Origin of the sequence: Pseudomonas sp. JH-2, assembly GCF_036231725.1 — a bacterium.
Lineage (GTDB): Bacteria > Pseudomonadota > Gammaproteobacteria > Pseudomonadales > Pseudomonadaceae > Pseudomonas > Pseudomonas delhiensis.
Genome location: NZ_JAZAQP010000001.1, coordinates 266,974 through 283,055 on the forward strand (window position 1 = coordinate 266,974; position 16,082 = coordinate 283,055).

15 protein-coding genes are annotated in these 16,082 nt (G+C 69.1%); 10 read left to right on the forward strand and 5 right to left on the reverse strand.

Features of this window, described 5'->3' with window-relative positions; genetic code table 11:
* The first annotated feature begins 37 nt into the window (after nucleotides 1–37).
* Entirely contained in the window at nucleotides 38–718 is a 681-nt protein-coding gene (locus tag VV867_RS01210; RefSeq protein WP_328565427.1) for a type 1 glutamine amidotransferase, read from the forward strand.
* A 685-nt stretch (nucleotides 719–1,403) separates the two neighbouring features.
* Here the strand turns inward: VV867_RS01210 and VV867_RS01215 are convergent.
* Nucleotides 1,404–2,897, reverse strand: a complete 1,494-nt coding sequence (locus VV867_RS01215; protein WP_328565428.1) for an aldehyde dehydrogenase — start codon at nucleotides 2,895–2,897, stop codon at nucleotides 1,404–1,406.
* Nucleotides 2,898–3,128: 231 nt separating this feature from the next.
* On the opposite strand from VV867_RS01215, the gene VV867_RS01220 reads away from it, so the two are divergent.
* Nucleotides 3,129–3,806: a YceH family protein gene (locus VV867_RS01220; RefSeq protein ID WP_109936430.1), complete on the forward strand. Its 678-nt coding sequence runs from the start codon at nucleotides 3,129–3,131 to the stop codon at nucleotides 3,804–3,806.
* Between the two features lie 97 nt (nucleotides 3,807–3,903).
* Nucleotides 3,904–4,206, forward strand: coding sequence for a hypothetical protein (locus tag VV867_RS01225; RefSeq protein ID WP_328565429.1), 303 nt, complete (start codon nucleotides 3,904–3,906; stop codon nucleotides 4,204–4,206).
* 16 nt (nucleotides 4,207–4,222) lie between these two features.
* On the opposite strand, the gene VV867_RS01230 is transcribed toward VV867_RS01225, so the two are convergent.
* The 4 genes from VV867_RS01230 to VV867_RS01245 form a co-directional block, all read right to left on the reverse strand.
* Nucleotides 4,223–5,842 carry an NADP-dependent glyceraldehyde-3-phosphate dehydrogenase gene (locus VV867_RS01230; RefSeq protein WP_328565430.1) on the reverse strand — a complete coding sequence of 540 codons (1,620 nt, stop codon included), beginning with the start codon at nucleotides 5,840–5,842 and terminating at the stop codon, nucleotides 4,223–4,225.
* 126 nt (nucleotides 5,843–5,968) lie between these two features.
* Nucleotides 5,969–6,118: a hypothetical protein gene (locus tag VV867_RS01235; RefSeq protein ID WP_177412117.1), complete on the reverse strand. Its 150-nt coding sequence runs from the start codon at nucleotides 6,116–6,118 to the stop codon at nucleotides 5,969–5,971.
* Nucleotides 6,119–6,154: 36 nt separating this feature from the next.
* Nucleotides 6,155–7,507 carry a GntP family permease gene (locus VV867_RS01240; RefSeq protein WP_089390200.1) on the reverse strand — a complete coding sequence of 451 codons (1,353 nt, stop codon included), beginning with the start codon at nucleotides 7,505–7,507 and terminating at the stop codon, nucleotides 6,155–6,157.
* Nucleotides 7,508–7,582: 75 nt separating this feature from the next.
* Complete coding sequence (locus VV867_RS01245) at nucleotides 7,583–8,104, reverse strand: gluconokinase (protein ID WP_328565431.1); 522 nt, start codon at nucleotides 8,102–8,104, stop codon at nucleotides 7,583–7,585.
* 204 nt (nucleotides 8,105–8,308) lie between these two features.
* Between VV867_RS01245 and VV867_RS01250 the strand changes: the two genes are divergently transcribed.
* From VV867_RS01250 to VV867_RS01280, 7 genes are all read left to right on the forward strand, one after another.
* Complete coding sequence (locus VV867_RS01250; RefSeq protein WP_109933520.1) at nucleotides 8,309–9,343, forward strand: LacI family DNA-binding transcriptional regulator; 1,035 nt, start codon at nucleotides 8,309–8,311, stop codon at nucleotides 9,341–9,343.
* Between the two features lie 248 nt (nucleotides 9,344–9,591).
* Nucleotides 9,592–12,249 (forward strand): bifunctional diguanylate cyclase/phosphodiesterase, encoded by a 2,658-nt coding sequence (locus VV867_RS01255; protein ID WP_328565432.1) that lies wholly within the window; start codon nucleotides 9,592–9,594, stop codon nucleotides 12,247–12,249.
* 284 nt (nucleotides 12,250–12,533) lie between these two features.
* Entirely contained in the window at nucleotides 12,534–13,865 is a 1,332-nt protein-coding gene (locus VV867_RS01260) for an OprD family porin (protein ID WP_328565433.1), read from the forward strand.
* A gap of 622 nt (nucleotides 13,866–14,487) precedes the next feature.
* Nucleotides 14,488–14,835: a hypothetical protein gene (locus tag VV867_RS01265; RefSeq protein WP_328565434.1), complete on the forward strand. Its 348-nt coding sequence runs from the start codon at nucleotides 14,488–14,490 to the stop codon at nucleotides 14,833–14,835.
* Nucleotides 14,822–15,535 (forward strand): ferritin-like domain-containing protein, encoded by a 714-nt coding sequence (locus VV867_RS01270; RefSeq protein WP_328565435.1) that lies wholly within the window; start codon nucleotides 14,822–14,824, stop codon nucleotides 15,533–15,535. The genes VV867_RS01265 and VV867_RS01270 overlap by 14 nt, the downstream gene beginning before the upstream one ends.
* A 2-nt stretch (nucleotides 15,536–15,537) precedes the next feature.
* A complete protein-coding gene (locus VV867_RS01275) occupies nucleotides 15,538–15,786 on the forward strand; it encodes a hypothetical protein (RefSeq protein ID WP_328565436.1) in 249 nt (82 codons plus the stop codon).
* Complete coding sequence (locus tag VV867_RS01280; RefSeq protein WP_109934530.1) at nucleotides 15,783–16,082, forward strand: hypothetical protein; 300 nt, start codon at nucleotides 15,783–15,785, stop codon at nucleotides 16,080–16,082. Before VV867_RS01275 ends, VV867_RS01280 begins: the two co-directional genes overlap by 4 nt.

A 16,082-nucleotide genomic window follows, 5' to 3' on the forward strand; every position in this document is an offset into this window, starting at 1 on the left:
AAAAATCTGTTTTGGAATCTTTTAAGGAGGAAACACCATGAAACCATCCCGTGCCATCGCCGTGCTGCACGACGCCGCCGACGTCGCCGGCTGCCTGCCGGAGCTGTTCGCCGAGCAGGGCATCGACCTGGAGCTGCGCTGCGTGGAGGACTTCCTGCCGCCGCCGGACAGCCTGGAACTGCTGCTGGTGCTGGGCAGCCCCGAGTCGGCCTACGACCATCGCGTGCCCTGGCTGGGTGGCGAGCTGGCCTGGCTGAAGGCCGTGCAGGCCCATGGCGTGCCGACCCTGGGCATCTGCTTCGGCAGCCAGCTGCTGGCCCGCGCCCTTGGCGGCGAGGTGTATCGCAACCGCCAGGCCGAGATCGGCTGGACGCCGATCGAGACCGCGCCGGCGGACCAGGTCCTGCGCGGCCCCTGGCTGAACTTCCATTTCGACGCCTTCACCCCGCCGCCGGGCGCCACCCTGGTGGGCAGCACCGAGCTGGCGGCCCAGGCCTACCGCCACGGCCGCAGCCTGGGCGTGCAGTTCCACCCGGAGATCGACACGGCGATGTTCGACACCTGGATCGCCTACTGGCGGCGCAGCGAGGAAGGCCGGCGCTTCATGGCCGAGGCAGGCGACCTGCCGGAGCGGATCCGCGCGGAGATCGCCGAGCGGGAGGGGGTGAACAAGGGGAATTGCCGGGCGTTGCTGGGGGACTTTCTTGGGCGGTTGTGAGTGGGGCGGCTCACGGGTTTCGTAGGAGCGAGCTTGTTCGCGAAGGGCGTTTGCCGGCGGCTGCGGTGTATGGGGCTGGCCCCGCTCCCCCCTCCCTAACCCTCCCCCGCAAGCGGGAGAGGGGACCGTTGGGCAGAACGGGTGGTTGTGGAGTCAGCCGGGTGTCCTGTTCGCGAGCAAGCTCGCTCCTACGAGAGCGGGAGCGGGCAGGATGACTGCTTGGCTTCGCTTCACGCCGAACGGCCCCCTCTCCCTTCAGGGAGAGGGCTGGGGAGAGGGTGACGGACTCCGACGACACTCCGGAGCATGGCTTGACTCCGCTCCCCCTCCCTAACCCTCCCCCGCAAGCGGGAGAGGGGACCGTTGGGCAGAACGGGTGGTTGTGGAGTCAGCCGGGTGTCCTGTTCGCGAGCAAGCTCGCTCCTACGAGAGCGGGAGCGGGCAGGATGACTGCTTGGCTTCGCTTCACGCCGAACGGCCCCCTCTCCCTTCAGGGAGAGGGCTGGGGAGAGGGTGACGGACTCCGACGACACTCCGGAGCATGACTTGACTCCGCTCCCCCTCCCTAGCCCTCCCCCACAAGCGGGAGAGGGAGCCGTTGGGTAGCGGGGGTGGTTGTGGAGTCAGCCGGGCGTCCTGTTCGCGAGCAAGCTCGCTCCTACGAAAGACGCCGGCGCGGGGACAGTCAGAGCTTGATCCAGGTCGCCTTCAGCTCGGTGTACTTGTCGAAGGCGTGCAGCGACTTGTCGCGGCCGTTGCCCGACTGCTTGAAGCCGCCGAAGGGCGCGGTCATGTCGCCGCCGTCGTACTGGTTCACCCACACGCTGCCGGCGCGCAGGGCGCGGGCGGTCTGGTGGGCCTTGGAGATGTCGCGGGTCCACACTGCCGCGCCCAGGCCATACGGGGTGTCGTTGGCGATGCGGATGGCTTCCTCGGCGCCTTCGAACTCGATCACCGAGAGCACCGGGCCGAAGATTTCCTCGCGGGCGATCTTCATGGCGTTGCTCACGCCGTCGAACAGCGTCGGCTCCACGTAGGTGCCGCCGGTTTCCTCCAGCACGCGCTGGCCGCCGGTGAGCAGGCGGGCGCCCTCGGCCTTGCCGGCCTCGATGTAGCCCAGCACCTGCTCCAGCTGGCGGCCGTCCACCAGGGCGCCGACGTTGGTCTGCGGGTCCAGCGGGTGGCCGGCCTTCCAGCCTTTCAGGGCTTGCACCACCAGGGGCACGAACTGCGCCTTGATGGACTTCTCCACCAGCAGGCGCGAGCCCGCGGTGCACACTTCGCCCTGGTTGAAGGCGATGGCCGCGGCGGCGGCTTCGGCGGCGGCCTGCAGGTCCGGGGCATCGCCGAAGACGATGTTCGGGCTCTTGCCGCCGGCCTCCAGCCACACGCGCTTCATGTTCGACTCGCCGGCGTAGACCAGCAGTTGCTTGGCGATCTTGGTCGAGCCGGTGAACACCACGGTATCCACGTCCATGTGCAGGGCCAGGGCCTTGCCCACGGTATGGCCGTAGCCCGGCAGCACGTTGAGCACGCCCTTGGGCAGGCCGGCGTCCAGCGCCAGCTGGGCGATGCGGATGGCGGTCAGCGGCGAGCGCTCGGAGGGCTTGAGGATCACCGAGTTGCCGGTGGCCAGGGCCGGGCCGAGTTTCCAGCTGGCCATCATCAGCGGGAAGTTCCACGGCACGATGGCGGCGACCACGCCCACCGCCTCGCGGGTGACCAGGCCCAGTTGGTCGCGGGGGGTGGCGGCGACCTCGTCGTAGACCTTGTCGATGGCCTCGCCGCTCCAGCGGATGCTGTCCACCGCGCCGGGCAGGTCGACGTTCAGCGAGTCGCCGATGGGCTTGCCCATGTCCAGGGTTTCCAGCAGGGCCAGTTCCTCGGCGTGCGCTTCCAGCAGCTCGGCGAAGCGCACCAGCACGGCCTTGCGCGCGGCCGGCGCCTGCTGCGACCACGCGCCGGATTCGAAGGCGGCGCGGGCGCTCTGCACGGCGCGCTCGGCGTCGGCGGCGTCGCAGCTGGCGACCTTGGCCAGCAGGCGCCCGTCCACCGGGCTCAGGCAGTCGAAGGTGGCGCCGTCGGCGGCGTCGAGGTACTGGCCATCGATGAAGGCGCGGCCTTCGATGCGCAGTTGGCTGGCGCGGGCTTCCCAGTCGGCTCGGGTCGTTTGGGTCATGGCTTGGTTGCTCCTGCTCGTTGTTGTGGTGTGGGTGGCTGCCGGGTGGTCGAGCCGAATAATACATATGAGACCATATCTTAAGCGCTCGCCAGTGCCAATGGTCGCCTGCGACTCGCTGCCGGCCAGCCGCCTGTGGACCGGCCCGGCGTGAGGCGCGACGCCGCGGAGGGTGCCAAAGCCGCCGTGGGCGGCTAGGCTAGTGCCCTCCAAGCGATCTCTGGAAACGACATGAACGACGAAGCCACAAGCCTGCCCGAGCGCGAGCCCCTCGGCGCGGTGGACATCCGCGTGCTCGGCAGCCTGATCGAGAAGCAGCTGACCACCCCGGAAGCCTACCCGCTGACCCTCAACGCCCTGGTCACCGCCTGCAACCAGAAGACCAGCCGCGAGCCGGTGATGGACCTCAACCCCGGCCAGGTCGGCCAGGCCCTGCGCCGCCTGGAGGGCCTGGAGATGGTGCGCCTGGTGATGGGCAGCCGCGCCGACCGCTGGGAGCAGCGCCTGGACAAGGCGCTGGAACTGGTCAAGCCGCAGTGGGTGCTGCTCGGCCTGCTGTTCCTGCGCGGCCCGCAGACGCTCAACGAACTGCTCACCCGCAGCATGCGCATGCACGACTTCGACGACACCGAGGAAGTCCGCCACCAGTTGGAACGCCTGGCCGCGCGCGGTTTCGCCATGCAGCTGGAACGCCAGAGCGGCCAGCGCGAGGACCGCTACATGCACCTGCTGGGCAGCGCCGCCGACCGCGAGGCCGCCATCGCCGCCAGCAGCCGTGGCGCCTCGGCGCCGCGCGGCGAGCACAGCGTGCAGGACGAGGCGCGCATCCTCGAGCTGGAAGCCCGCGTGGCCGCCCTGGAGGAGCGCCTGGCGCGCCTGGAGCAGGACCGCGACAACGGTCTGGATTGACACGAACGGTGGCCATGGAGACGGCCGGATAAGGATTCTTTAAGAATTCGTCCGCATAGTGCCAGGACCGTTTTCATGGCTGCACAGGGGAGCTTCCATGGGGCCTAGACCTTCGCAGGCGCTGCTGGTGTCGGTGCTGTGCCAGCTGTCCGAAAGCCAGCCGCGCTCGCTCGCCGAGCTGAGCGGCCAGCGCGAGAACAACCTGCTGGCGATCCGCGAGCTGTTCCGCCAGGGGCGCATCAGCGGCGTGCTGCGCGACGATCCCTTCGGCCTTGAGGACGACCAGGGCCCGCTGCTCTGCGATGCCGAGCGCCTGCGCCTGCGCCGCCCCTATGCGCTGCAGGTGGAGGAGCTGAAGGAGCAGGCGCCGCCGCCGGTGGATGGCTTGATCCGCATCTGACGGCGCCTGCCTGGCTTCAGAAGATGTAGTCGGTGGTCAGGAAGTTCGACTCGCGGCCCTGGATGATCTCGCTGATCAGCGCCTTGTTGGCGGCATTGAAGCGCGTCGCCACCAGGGTGCGGATGGAGAAGGTGCGCAGCGCGTCGTGCACCGACAGGGTGCCCTCGGCGGAGTTCTTGCGGCCGTTGAACGGGTAGGTGTCCGGGCCGCGCTGGCACTGGGCATTGAGGTTGATGCGGCCGACCTGGTTGGCGAAGGCGTCCACCAGCCGGCCGACCTGCTCGGGGTCGTCGCCGAACAGGCTCAACTGCTGGCCGTAGTCGGACTGCAGCACGTAGTCGATCACTTCCTCAAGCTCGCGGTAGGGCACCACCGGCACCAGCGGGCCGAACTGCTCCTCGTGGTACAGGCGCATCTGCGCCGTCACCGGGCTGAGCAGGGCCGGGTAGAAGAAGCTCTCGCGGGACTCGCCGCCGCCGGCGTTGATCACCTTGGCGCCCTTGGCCAGGGCGTCCTGCAGCAGGCCGTCGAGGTAGTCCACCTTGCCCGGCTCGGGCAGCGGCGTCAGCGTCACGCCCGGCTCCCAGGGCATGCCCGGCTTGAGTTGGGCCAGGCGCGCGCTGAACTTGTCGAGGAAGCCCTGCAGCACGCTGTCGTGGACGAACAGGATCTTCAGCGCGGTGCAGCGCTGGCCGTTGAACGACAGGGCGCCGGTGATGGCTTCCTCCACGGCGTTGTCCAGGTCCACCTGCGGCAGCACGATGCCGGGGTTCTTCGCGTCCAGGCCCAGGGCCGCGCGCAGGCGGTGCGGGCGCGGGTGCAGGCGCTTGAGGTCGGCGGCGCCCTTGTGGGTGCCGATGAAGGCGAACACGTCCACCTTGCCGCTGGCCATCAGCGCCGAGACGGTCTCGCGGCCGCGGCCGTAGATGATGTTGATCACCCCCGGCGGGAAGCTGTCGCGGAAGGCCTCCAGCAGCGGGCGCACCAGCAGCACGCCGAACTTGGCCGGCTTGAACACCACGGTGTTGCCCATGATCAGCGCCGGGATCAGGGTGGTGAAGGTCTCGTTCAGCGGGTAGTTGTAGGGCCCCATGCACAGCGCCACGCCCAGCGGCACGCGGCGGATCTGGCCGAGGGTGCCCTGTTCCAGCTCGAAGCGGCTGGAGCGGCGGTCCAGTTCCTTGAGCGCGTCTATGGTGTCGACGATGTAGTCGCAGGTGCGGTCGAATTCCTTCTCCGAATCCTTGAGGTTCTTGCCGATCTCCCACATCAGCAGGCGCACCACCGCCTCGCGCTGCTCGCGCATGCGCGCCAGGAAGGTCTCCACGTGCTGGATGCGCTCGGCCACCCGCAGGTTGGGCCACAGGCCCTGGCCGTTGTCGTAGGCGGCCACCGCGGCGTCGAGGGCGCCCAGCGCGGCCTCGGCGTCCAGCAGCGGGGTGCTGCCGAGGATCACCTGCCGTTCGCCTTCGGCGGTCTTCAGGAAGATCGGACTGCGCACCGGCGCCAGCGGGCCGTCCCAGCGGCGCAGCTCGCCGTTCACCAGGTAGTCGCGCTGCTCCACCGGCGCGTCGGGGCGCCAGGTCTCGGGGATGTCGTCGATGGCGGGGAACAGGGTGTCGAGGTTGTGGCTCATGGTTCCTCCCTCAGGGTGGGGCGCCCGGTGGTCAAGGGCCGGGCGCCCGAAGTGGGGTTCCAGTGTGTCGCGCTGAAGGTGAATCGTTTCAGCTTGCACATGTCGGCAGGCCCGGTAAAGGGCTTTTCAGCGGGCGGGGACGTTCGGTCGCAGCGGCGCCAGGGGCGCGCCGAGCAGCTCCTGCTGCTCGGCGTAGCGCTCGCGCACGTCGAAGTCGCGCGGCCAGTCGCGCGGTTCGGCGGGGCGGGGGTTGGGCTGGGGTTGCGTGGCGGACATCGGCGGTACTCCTTTCACGGGGGAAGCCGGTGGTCCTCAGACCACCAGCGAAAGCAGCAGGATGAACACCAGGCCGACCACGGAGAGGATGGTCTCCATGGCCGTCCAGGTCTTGAAGGTCTCGGCGACGCTCATGTTGAAGTACTGCTTGACCAGCCAGAACCCGGCGTCGTTGACGTGGGAGAGGATCAGCGAGCCGGCGCCGGTGGCCAGCACCAGCAGCTCGCGGTTCACCCCGGGGATCATCCCCACCACCGGCACCACGATGCCGGCGCCGGTGATGGTGGCGACCGTGGCCGAGCCGGTGGCGATGCGGATCACCGCGGCCACCAGCCAGGCCAGCAGGATCGGCGAGATCTGCGCCTGCACGGCCAGGTGGCCGATCACGTCGCCCACGCCGCTGGCCACCAGCATCTGCTTGAAGCCGCCGCCGGCGCCGATGATCATCACGATGGCCGCGGTGGGCGCCAGGCTCTGGTCGAGCAGCTTGAGGATCTTCTGCGAGCCGAAGCCGCGGGCGTAGCCGAAGGTGTACAGGGCCAGCAGCAGCGCCAGGAGCAGGGCGGTGATGGGGTGGCCGATCATGTCCATCCAGGCGCGGAAGGCGTGGCCGTCGGGCAGCAGCACGTCGGCGAAGGTCTTCAGCAGCATCAGGAACACCGGCAGCAGCACGGTCAGCAGGGTGATGCCGAAGCTGGGCAGGTTGCCGGTCTCCGGCTCGTGGGCGATCTGCGCCACCAGCTCCTCGGAGGGGCTGCCGGGGATCACCCGGGCGATCCAGGCGCCGAACAGCGGGCCGGCGATGGCCGCGGTGGGCAGGGCGACGATCAGGCCGTAGAGGATGGTCTTGCCGATGTCGGCGCCGAACACGCCGATGGCCAGCAGCGGGCCCGGGTGCGGCGGCACCAGGCCGTGCACGGCGGACAGGCCGGCCAGCAGCGGGATGCCGATCTTGATCAGCGACACGCCGCTGCGCCGGGCGACGATGAACACCAGCGGGATCAGCAGGATGAAGCCGATCTCGAAGAACAGCGGGATGCCCACCAGGAAGGCCGCCAGCATCATCGCCCAGTGCACCCGGCGCTCGCCGAAGGCGTCGATCAGGGTGCGGGCGATCTGATCGGCGCCGCCGGACTCTGCCATCATCTTGCCGAGCATGGTGCCCAGGGCGAGGATGATGCCGACGAAGCCGAGCACCCCGCCGAAGCCGTCCTGGAAGGCCTTGACGATCTGCGCCACGGGCATGCCCGAGGTCAGGCCGAGGAAGCCGGCGGCGATGATCAGGGCGAGGAAGGGGTGGATCTTGAAGCGGGTGATCAGCAGGATCAGGCCGATGATGGTGACCAGCGCATCCAGCAGCAGGTAGGTGTCGTGGGACAGACCGAACATGGCGGGGCTCCCTTGTCGTTGTTTTTACGGGCGTTTTGGGATAGCGCTGTCTTCAGCGCGCGGCAAAGAACTTGCTCAGGCCGGCTCGTGGGCGCGCCACCAGGCCAGGGCCTGTTCGACGATGCGTTCCACCGGCAGGGTGGCATCCACGGCGAGGGTCAGGGGTTCGTCGTGGGGCGGCTCCAGGGCGGCGAACTGGCTGTCCACCAGGGTCGCCGGCATGAAGTGCCCGGGGCGCTCGGCGACGCGGCGTGCGGCTTCGTCGCGGGGCAGTTCGAGGAACACCACGCCCAGGCCCGGCACGGCCTGGCGCAGGCGTTCGCGGTAGGCCAGCTTGAGCGCCGAGCAGGTCAGCACCGGGCGCTGGCCGGCGGCCACGGCCTGGCTCAGCAGCTCGGCCAGGGTGGCCAGCCAGCCGGCGCGGTCGTCGTCGGTCAGGGGGATGCCGGCGCTCATCTTGCGGATGTTCTCGGCCGGGTGGAAGGTGTCGCCCTCGATCTCGTGGGCGCCGCTGGCGCGGCACAGCGCCTGGCTGACGCTGGTCTTCCCGCAGCCGGAGACACCCATGACGAGCAGGGCGTGGATGGGGGGGAGCATATCGCACCTCGGTGGGGAGACAGCGCTGTCTTTGTAAGTCGAAGCCAAAAGCATGGGGCTGCCTCCGCTTTCTTGTCATTCTAGTGCTTGCGCATGGTGTCCGCGGTTTTTCCGCCGTAGCGCGATCCGGGGCTTTCAGGCAATTGCCGGGCTCGCGAGACAGCGCTACCTTAGTGCCTCGATTTTCGTTTGGCAAGCCAGCCGATGCCCTCCCCGAAGAAGAACGACAAGCACTCCCGCGCCAGCGGCCGCCCCACCCTGAACGAAGTGGCGCAGCGCGCCGGCGTCAGCCCCATCACCGCCTCCCGCGCCCTGCGCGGCGTCAGCAGCGTCGCCGAGGCGCTGGTGCTGAAGGTGCGCGAGGCCGCCGCCGAGCTGGGCTACGTGGCCAACCCCGCGGCGCGGGCGCTGGCCTCGGCGCAGAGCCACAGCGTGGTGGTGCTGGTGCCGTCGCTGTCCAACCAGCTGTTCGTCGATACCCTCGAAGCCATCCACGGCGTGCTGCGGCCCCAGGGCCTGGAGGTGCTGATCGGCAACTTCCACTACTCGCGCGACGAGGAGGAAGACCTGATCCGCAACTACCTGGCCTACCAGCCGCGCGGCCTGCTGCTCACCGGCTTCGAGCGCACCGAGAGCGCCCGACGGATGGTCGAGGCCAGCGGCGTGCCCTGCGTCTACATGATGGACCTGGACCACAGCCCCGGCCTGCACTGCGTGGGCTTCTCGCAGATCGCCGCCGGCATGGCCGCCGCCGAGCACCTGCTGGCCGGCGGCCGCAAGCGCCTGGCCTATGTCGGCGCGCAGCTGGACCAGCGCACCCTGCTGCGTGGCGAGGGCTTCCGCCGCGCCCTGCAGAAGGCCGGTTGCTACGACCCGGCGCTGGAGCTGCTGACCCCGCGGCCATCCTCGGTGGGCCTGGGCGGCGAGCTGTTCCGCCAGCTGCTGGCCGCGCAGCCGGACGTCGAGGGCATCTTCTTCGGCAACGACGACCTGGCCCAGGGCGCCCTGCTGGAGGCGCTGCGCCAGGGCATCGAAGTGCCGGAGCAGATCGCCGTGGTCGGCTTCAACGACCTGCCCAGCTCGGCCTACATGGTGCCGCGCCTGTCCAGCATCCGCACCCCGCGCGAGGCCATCGGCCGGCGTGCCGCCGAGACGCTGCTGGCGCTGATCGCCGGGCGGCCGATCGCCGAGCCGGTGCAGGACCTGGGCTTCGAGCTGATGGTGCGCGAGAGCAGCTGACGAGGGTATTTCTGCCGATCTCGCGGTGTCCGCGGCCGCCGCGCTTCGTTTTCCGGGCCCGGCGGTCGCCTTGCTCCGTGGCTGGCCGGGCGCATCGCAGAGCGCCTCGCCCATCGTTCGACGGCCGGTACTGGGGAATACCGCCGGTCTGCCGATAAGCATCGGGTACCCGGCCGATGGTTGATTGGGTGGTGGCTAAATGCCATAACCGGGTTCGATACTCCCGCTGCAGTCACAGACGGATCTACATGACCAGCAACTTCGATGTCTTCACCCATGCCCGGGGAGGCTCGCGCCGACAGCGCATCGGCGTGCTCTTCTATGCCGGCGTGCTGCTGGTGCTCACCCTGCTGGTCGGGCTGAGCGGCTGGAGCGTGTACCGCGACTACCGCAGCAGCACCGACCAGGTGCGGCAGAACCTGTCCGCCCTGGCCCGTTCCCTGGAGGGCTACATCAGCGCGCTGCTGCTGCAGAGCTACGGCAGCATCTACGCGGTGTCGGAGGACCTGCAGGGCCTGGCCGAGGTCGCCGATGCCCGGCAGGTGCGCGCGAAGCTGGCGCAGGCGATGCGCTACGACCCGGTGTCGGCCTACCTGTTCGTCCTGCGCGACGGCCACCTCTACGCCGTGGACGGCCACGGCCAGCCGGCCGAGGAACACCTGCGCCCGCTGCTCGCCCTGGGCGACCTGCCGGCCAGCGAGCGCCCGGCCTTCGGCCACACGCTGCGCGGCCCCAATGGCGGCTTCCTGCTGCCGATGTACGTCGGCCAGCGCGGCGCCGACGGCCGCACCCAGCGCGTCGGCGCGCTGATCGACACCGCCCGCGTCGGCGACCTGCTGCGCCGCCTGGGCCTGGCCGAGCAGATGAACGCCGGCATGATCGACAACTTCGGCACCGTGCTCTACCGCACCCCCGACGCCCTGAACGTGGTCGGCCGGCGCCTGCCGGAGTGGTCGCCGCTGTTCCCGCGCCTGGGCCGCCCGGACTTCGCCCTGGTCGAGGGCCTGGGCATCACCGGCGAGCCGTCGCTGTTCGCCGACGCGCCCTCGGCGAGCTTCCCGATCCACGCCGTGGTCGGCCAGGCCTCGGCCAGCTACCTGCTGCCCTGGCTCAAGCGCGCCGGCTTCAGTGTGGTACTGCTGGCCATCTGCGCCCTGGCCCTGGGCCTGTCGGCCTGGCAGCTGCGCCGGCTGATCGGCGAGATCAGCCAGAACGGACGCTTCTATCGCCAGTTGTTCACCAACATCAACGACGGCGTGCTGCTGATCGGCGTGGACGGTCGGGTGCGCGCCGCCAACGAGTGCGCCGCGCGCATGTTCGGCGTCGACACGCCGGACCGCCTGGTCGGCCTGCTGCCCTCGGAACTGTCGCCGGAGCGCCAGCCGGACGGGCGCCTGTCGCTGGTCGCCAGCCGCGCCAACCTCGAGGGCCTGCTCAGCGGCGAGCTGCACGAGGTGGACAGCGAGTGGCAGTTCCTGCGCCGCGATACCTACCTGCCGTTCGACTGCGAGGCGCACGCCACGCGCTTCAGCTGGCAGCAGAACACCCTGTTGCTGCTGGTGCTGCACGACATCACCGAACGCAAGCGCTACCTCGCCGAGCAGGAGTACCTGGCCAACCACGACTCGCTCACCGGCCTGCCCAACCGCTACTGGCTCGGCCGCCACATCGAGCAGCGCATCGCCCGCGGCGACGGGCGCTTCGGCATCCTGCTGCTGGACATGAACCGCTTCAAGGAAGTCAACGACACCCTCGGCCACCAGCACGGCGACAGCGTCCTGCAGCAGGTCGGCGCGCGCCTGGGCGCCTGGCTGCGGACCCAGGAGGCGGAGATCGCCCGCCTGGGCGGCGACGAGATGGCGGTGGTCAGCTGCGCCCTGGACGACGAGGGCGGCGTGCCGGGGTTGTGCCAGGGCATCGCGCGCATCCTGCGCCAGCCGCTGTCCGCCGGCGGCATCCAGCTGGAGCTGTCGGCCAGCATCGGCGTGGCCCTCTACCCCGACCACGGCGACACCCCCGGCGACCTGCTGCGCTGCGCCGACATCGCCATGTACCAGGCCAAGCACGGTCGCCGCGACTTCCTCCTGTACCAGCGCTGCGACGACACCTACACCCCCGAGCGCCTGGCCCTGCACACCTGGCTGGGGCGGGCGATCCGCGAGGGCGGGCTGCAGTTGCACTACCAGCCCAAGGTGCGCCTGGCCGACGGCCAGGTGGTCGGCTTCGAGGCCCTGCTGCGCTGGCAGCACCCCGAGCGCGGCATGATCCCGCCCGGCGAATTCATCCCCATGGCCGAGTCCACCGAGCTGATCCACCCGCTCACGCGCTGGGTGCTGGACGAGGCCCTGCGCCAGCTGCGGGCCTGGAGCGAGCACGGCCTGGAAACCTGCATGGCGGTGAACATCAGCGCCAACAACCTGCGCAACCCGCACTTCGTCAGCGAGCTGCAGGGCCTGCTGGCGCGCCACGGCATCGCCGGCTCCATGGTCGAGCTGGAAGTCACCGAAGGCACCCTGCTGGAAGACCCGGAGCTGGCCCTGCGCAGCCTGCAGGCGATCCGCGACCTGGGGGTGACGCTGTCGATCGACGACTTCGGCACCGGCTACTCGTCCCTGGCCTACCTCAAGCGCCTGCCGGTGCAGGTGCTGAAGATCGACCGCACCTTCGTCTCCGGCATGGCCGGCAACTTCTCCGACGCCATGATCGTGCAGTCGACCATCGCCCTGGGCCACAACTTCGGCATGCAGGTGGTGGCCGAGGGCGTCGAGGACGCGGCCACGGCCGCTGCCCTGGCGCGGCTGGGCTGCGACATCGCCCAGGGCTACCACTTCGGCCGCCCGATGGGCGCCGCCCAGGTGATGGACTGGCGCCTGCGGCGGCAACTGGAAGTCTTCGGCCTGGGTTGAGACCGGTCCTCGGTCCTTGCCTCGACGCAGTAGTGCGCTGCCACTATTACATTTTTGTTAAAAGACCTTTGCCTATATCCGGATTCAAATAGCCCTTCGATCCGGCATCATGTCCCCACTCCGCCAGGGGAATAGAGCGGGGCGCGGAAGTACTTCCACTACAGAAACATACATTCGCTCGGCCATGACTGTTACGCATGGCTGAACATTTGTTCCTGCCTACAAGAAAAGCTGGCCATCACGCTTACCACTGGCCGGCACTCCAAGACTCAAGGGGCAACTCCATGAAGCACCTCAAACGCAGCATGCTCGTGCTCGCCGTTTCCACCGCCGCCATGCAACTGGCCCATGCCGAACCCTTCGTCAGCGACCAGGCCGACGCCAAGGGCTTCCTCGAGGACAGCCACCTCGACCTGCTGTTGCGCAACTTCTACTACAACCATGACGGCAAGAACGGCTACAGCGACCAGCGCGACTGGACCCAGGGCATCTTCGCCACCTACAGCTCCGGCTACACCCAGGGCACCGTCGGCTTCGGCGTCGACGCCTACGGCTACCTGGGCATCAAGCTCGACGGTGGCTCCGGCACCGCCGGCACCGGCAACCTGCCGGTGGACCGCCACGGCAACCCGGAGGACGACTACGGCAAGGCCGGCGGCGCGCTGAAGGTGCGCGTCTCCAAAACCGAGCTGAAATTCGGCGACATGCAGCCCACCGCCCCGGTCTTCGCCGCCGGCGGCACCCGCCTGATGCCGCAGACCGCCAAGGGCTTCGCCCTGATGAGCAGCGAGCTGCAGGGCCTGGACCTGGAAGCCGGCCACTACACCGCCGCCACCGGCCCGGTGACCACCAGCCACACCGGCGGCATCTGGGCCACCTACGCCAACGTCGAGGCCGACAGCGCCGACTTCGTCGGCGGCCGCTACGCCATCACCCCGGACCTGAGCGTGTCGCTCTACGCCGCCGAGCTGGAAGACATCTGGCGCCAGTACTACGGCAACGCCAACTACACCCTGGCGCTGGGCGGCGACCAGTCGCTGGGCTTCGACTTCAACATCTACCGCACCAACGACTACGGCCAGGCCAAGGCCGGCCGCATCGACAACACCGCCTGGTCGTTCGCCACCGCCTACTCCTTCCTGCAGGCGCACACCCTGACCCTGGCCTTCCAGAAGGTGCAGGGCGACACCCCGTTCGACTACGTGGGCTTCGGCGACAACGGCGCAGGCGGCGCCGGCGACTCCATCTTCCTGGCCAACTCGGTGCAGTACTCCGACTTCAACGGCCCGGGCGAGCGCAGCTGGCAGGCGCGCTACGACCTGGCGATGGATACCTACGGCGTACCCGGCCTGAGCTTCATGGCCCGCTACATCAACGGCACCAACATCGACGGCGAGCACATGGCCAGCGACAGCCCGTACCGCGACTACGGCTACGGCAGCGACGGCAGCCACCACGAGACCGACGTGGAAGCCAAGTACGTGGTCCAGTCCGGCCCGGCCAAGGACCTGTCCTTGCGCCTGCGCCAGGCCTTCCACCGCGGCAACGCCGACCAGGCCGAGGCCGACAACAACGAACTGCGGCTGATCGTCGACTACCCGCTGTCGATCCTCTGACGCGCCCGGTCTTCGGGAGGTTGCGCGAGCAATCGCAGCAGCTTCCCGAAAGTTCCCCGCAGATTGTTACGTATTCGCAGAAGGTGTTTCCCCTCCCAGGGAATTTATCCGACACCGCCCTGGCCGTTAACGTAGCGGACATCCGATTCGGCAGCCGCCCGGCGGCTCTCCCGGATCCTGCTCCTGACGTTGATTTAAATCGTGATTGCTCAATTCAACGTCCTTCCAGCCGCTCCGCCAGGAGCGGTTTTTTTTTTGCCCGAGAAGAACACCGTCCCGCTCCTGCACCACGTCATCCCCGTAGGGCGCATAACGCCTACGGCGTTATCCGCCACCATGCCCGGACACCGGCATCCCGGCCGGCGGCGGATAACCGCGAACGGTTATTCGCCCTACGACGCATCTCCTGCGGGCGTGACCCCCTTACATCCGAAATCCCGGCCGGCTCGCTGCTTATTTGATCGCGGTCAATTGCGACTCATTTGCACCGAACTAGCTTGAGCCATGAGGGCGGCCAATTCGAAACACCATCGAATTGTCGATCAGCCCCTTCCGAATCGTTCGAGAGCGATCTCCGACTGTCTTCGGGAATTTTCGAGCCGCCTTTGAGGGAGGTATCGGGATGGTCGGGTTCGAAACGCTCCTCGCGCTTCTGCCGAAGGTCCGCGTGGTTCACCACATTCCCGGCCGCATACGCCTGAAGCTGGTGGACCTGGAATTGCCTTCCAGCCCCCGCCTGCCGGCGCGCGGCGTGCTGCACAAGGCCTCGGAAATCGCCGCCCGCGCGCCCGGCGTGCGCTCGCTGCGGCTCAACCCGATGGCGCGCTCCTGCGCCGTGGAATACGACCCGCGGATCATCCCCGAGCAGGCCTGGGCCGATCTCCTGGCCGGCCAGCGCTCGCCCGCGGCGCGCATCCTGGAAGGCATCCTGCTCGACAGCTACCGGGAGATCGTCGATGCGCAACTATGACGAGCCGATCCTGCGCGGGCGCCAACTGCAGCCCGCCGCGCCCTTCCCGCTGCTGCACCAGGCGGTGCGCATCGCCCTGTACGACGAATACGCCGCGCGCAGTTTCTACGCCCGGGTGGTGGAGGCCTTCGGCGAGCGGCCGCCGTTTCCCGACGTGCTGCGGGACCAGGAGCGGCACATCCAGGCGCTGTCGGCCCTGGCCGCGCGCTTCGGCATCCCTCGGCCGCTGGACCCCTTCCCGGCGGAGACCGCCATCGAGCCGACCTGGCTGGCCAACTGCATGCGCGCGGTGATGGGCGAGAGCGCCAACGTCCGCCTCTACGACTACCTGCTGGCCCACGTGCGCCAACCGGAGGTGCGCCGGGTGTTCCTCGACCTGCAGGCCACCGCCTCCGCCAACCACCTGGCGGCATTTCGCGAGGCGGCCATCGACGCTTTCGACCAGGAGCGCTACCACGCCGGCAAGGGCGTTCCACCGCAGGAGGCCTACGCCAGCCACGGCCCGATTTCCGATTTCACCGAATACCTGATCGCCCACCTCAGTGGCCAGGGTGGCCTGCTGGGCCTGGCCGGGCCGCTGCTGCGGCGGGTCAACCCGGTGTTGCTGGCCGGCGTGGCCGTCGGCGGTGGCGGGGTCTACCTGTGGAAACACAAGCGCGCACGTCCTGCACACCCTGCACATCCTGAAGAGGAGAACTGACCATGCAGCCACTGATTTCCTTTGCGGCCGGGGTGGTGGCCGGGGCCGTCGCCCTGCGCCTGATCCGCCGTGGCAAGAGGGCGGCGCCCGCCGCCGAAGAACCACCGGCAGCCGAACCTGCGCCGGCGCCCGTCGTGGTGCCCAAGGCAGCGCGCCGGCCCGCCGCGAACAAGGCCGCCGCGGCGAAGAAAACCCCCGCCCGCCCACGCAAGGCCGCCCGGCCTGCGCCCGCCACGGAGCCTGGAGCATGAAAGCCTATCCGGCACTTCGACAGGCGGCCTGGGATGACGCCAATTTCGCCAAGGGTTTCGTCACCAGCGCCTGCCTGTCCGCCTTCCAGGATGCGGCCGGGCAGCCGGACCTGCGGCGGGTGGCGCGCCATGCCCTGCAGGGCGGCACCGCGCTGTGTGCCGGCACCCTCGCGGCGCGGGCGCTGCAGCGGCAGGAATACGCCCGGGCGCTGTTCGCCGGCATGGCCGGGGCGGTGGGCGTGATGCTTGTGGAACGTTGGCTGCACGACGGGGCACGGCCCCGCCAGGAGAACTGA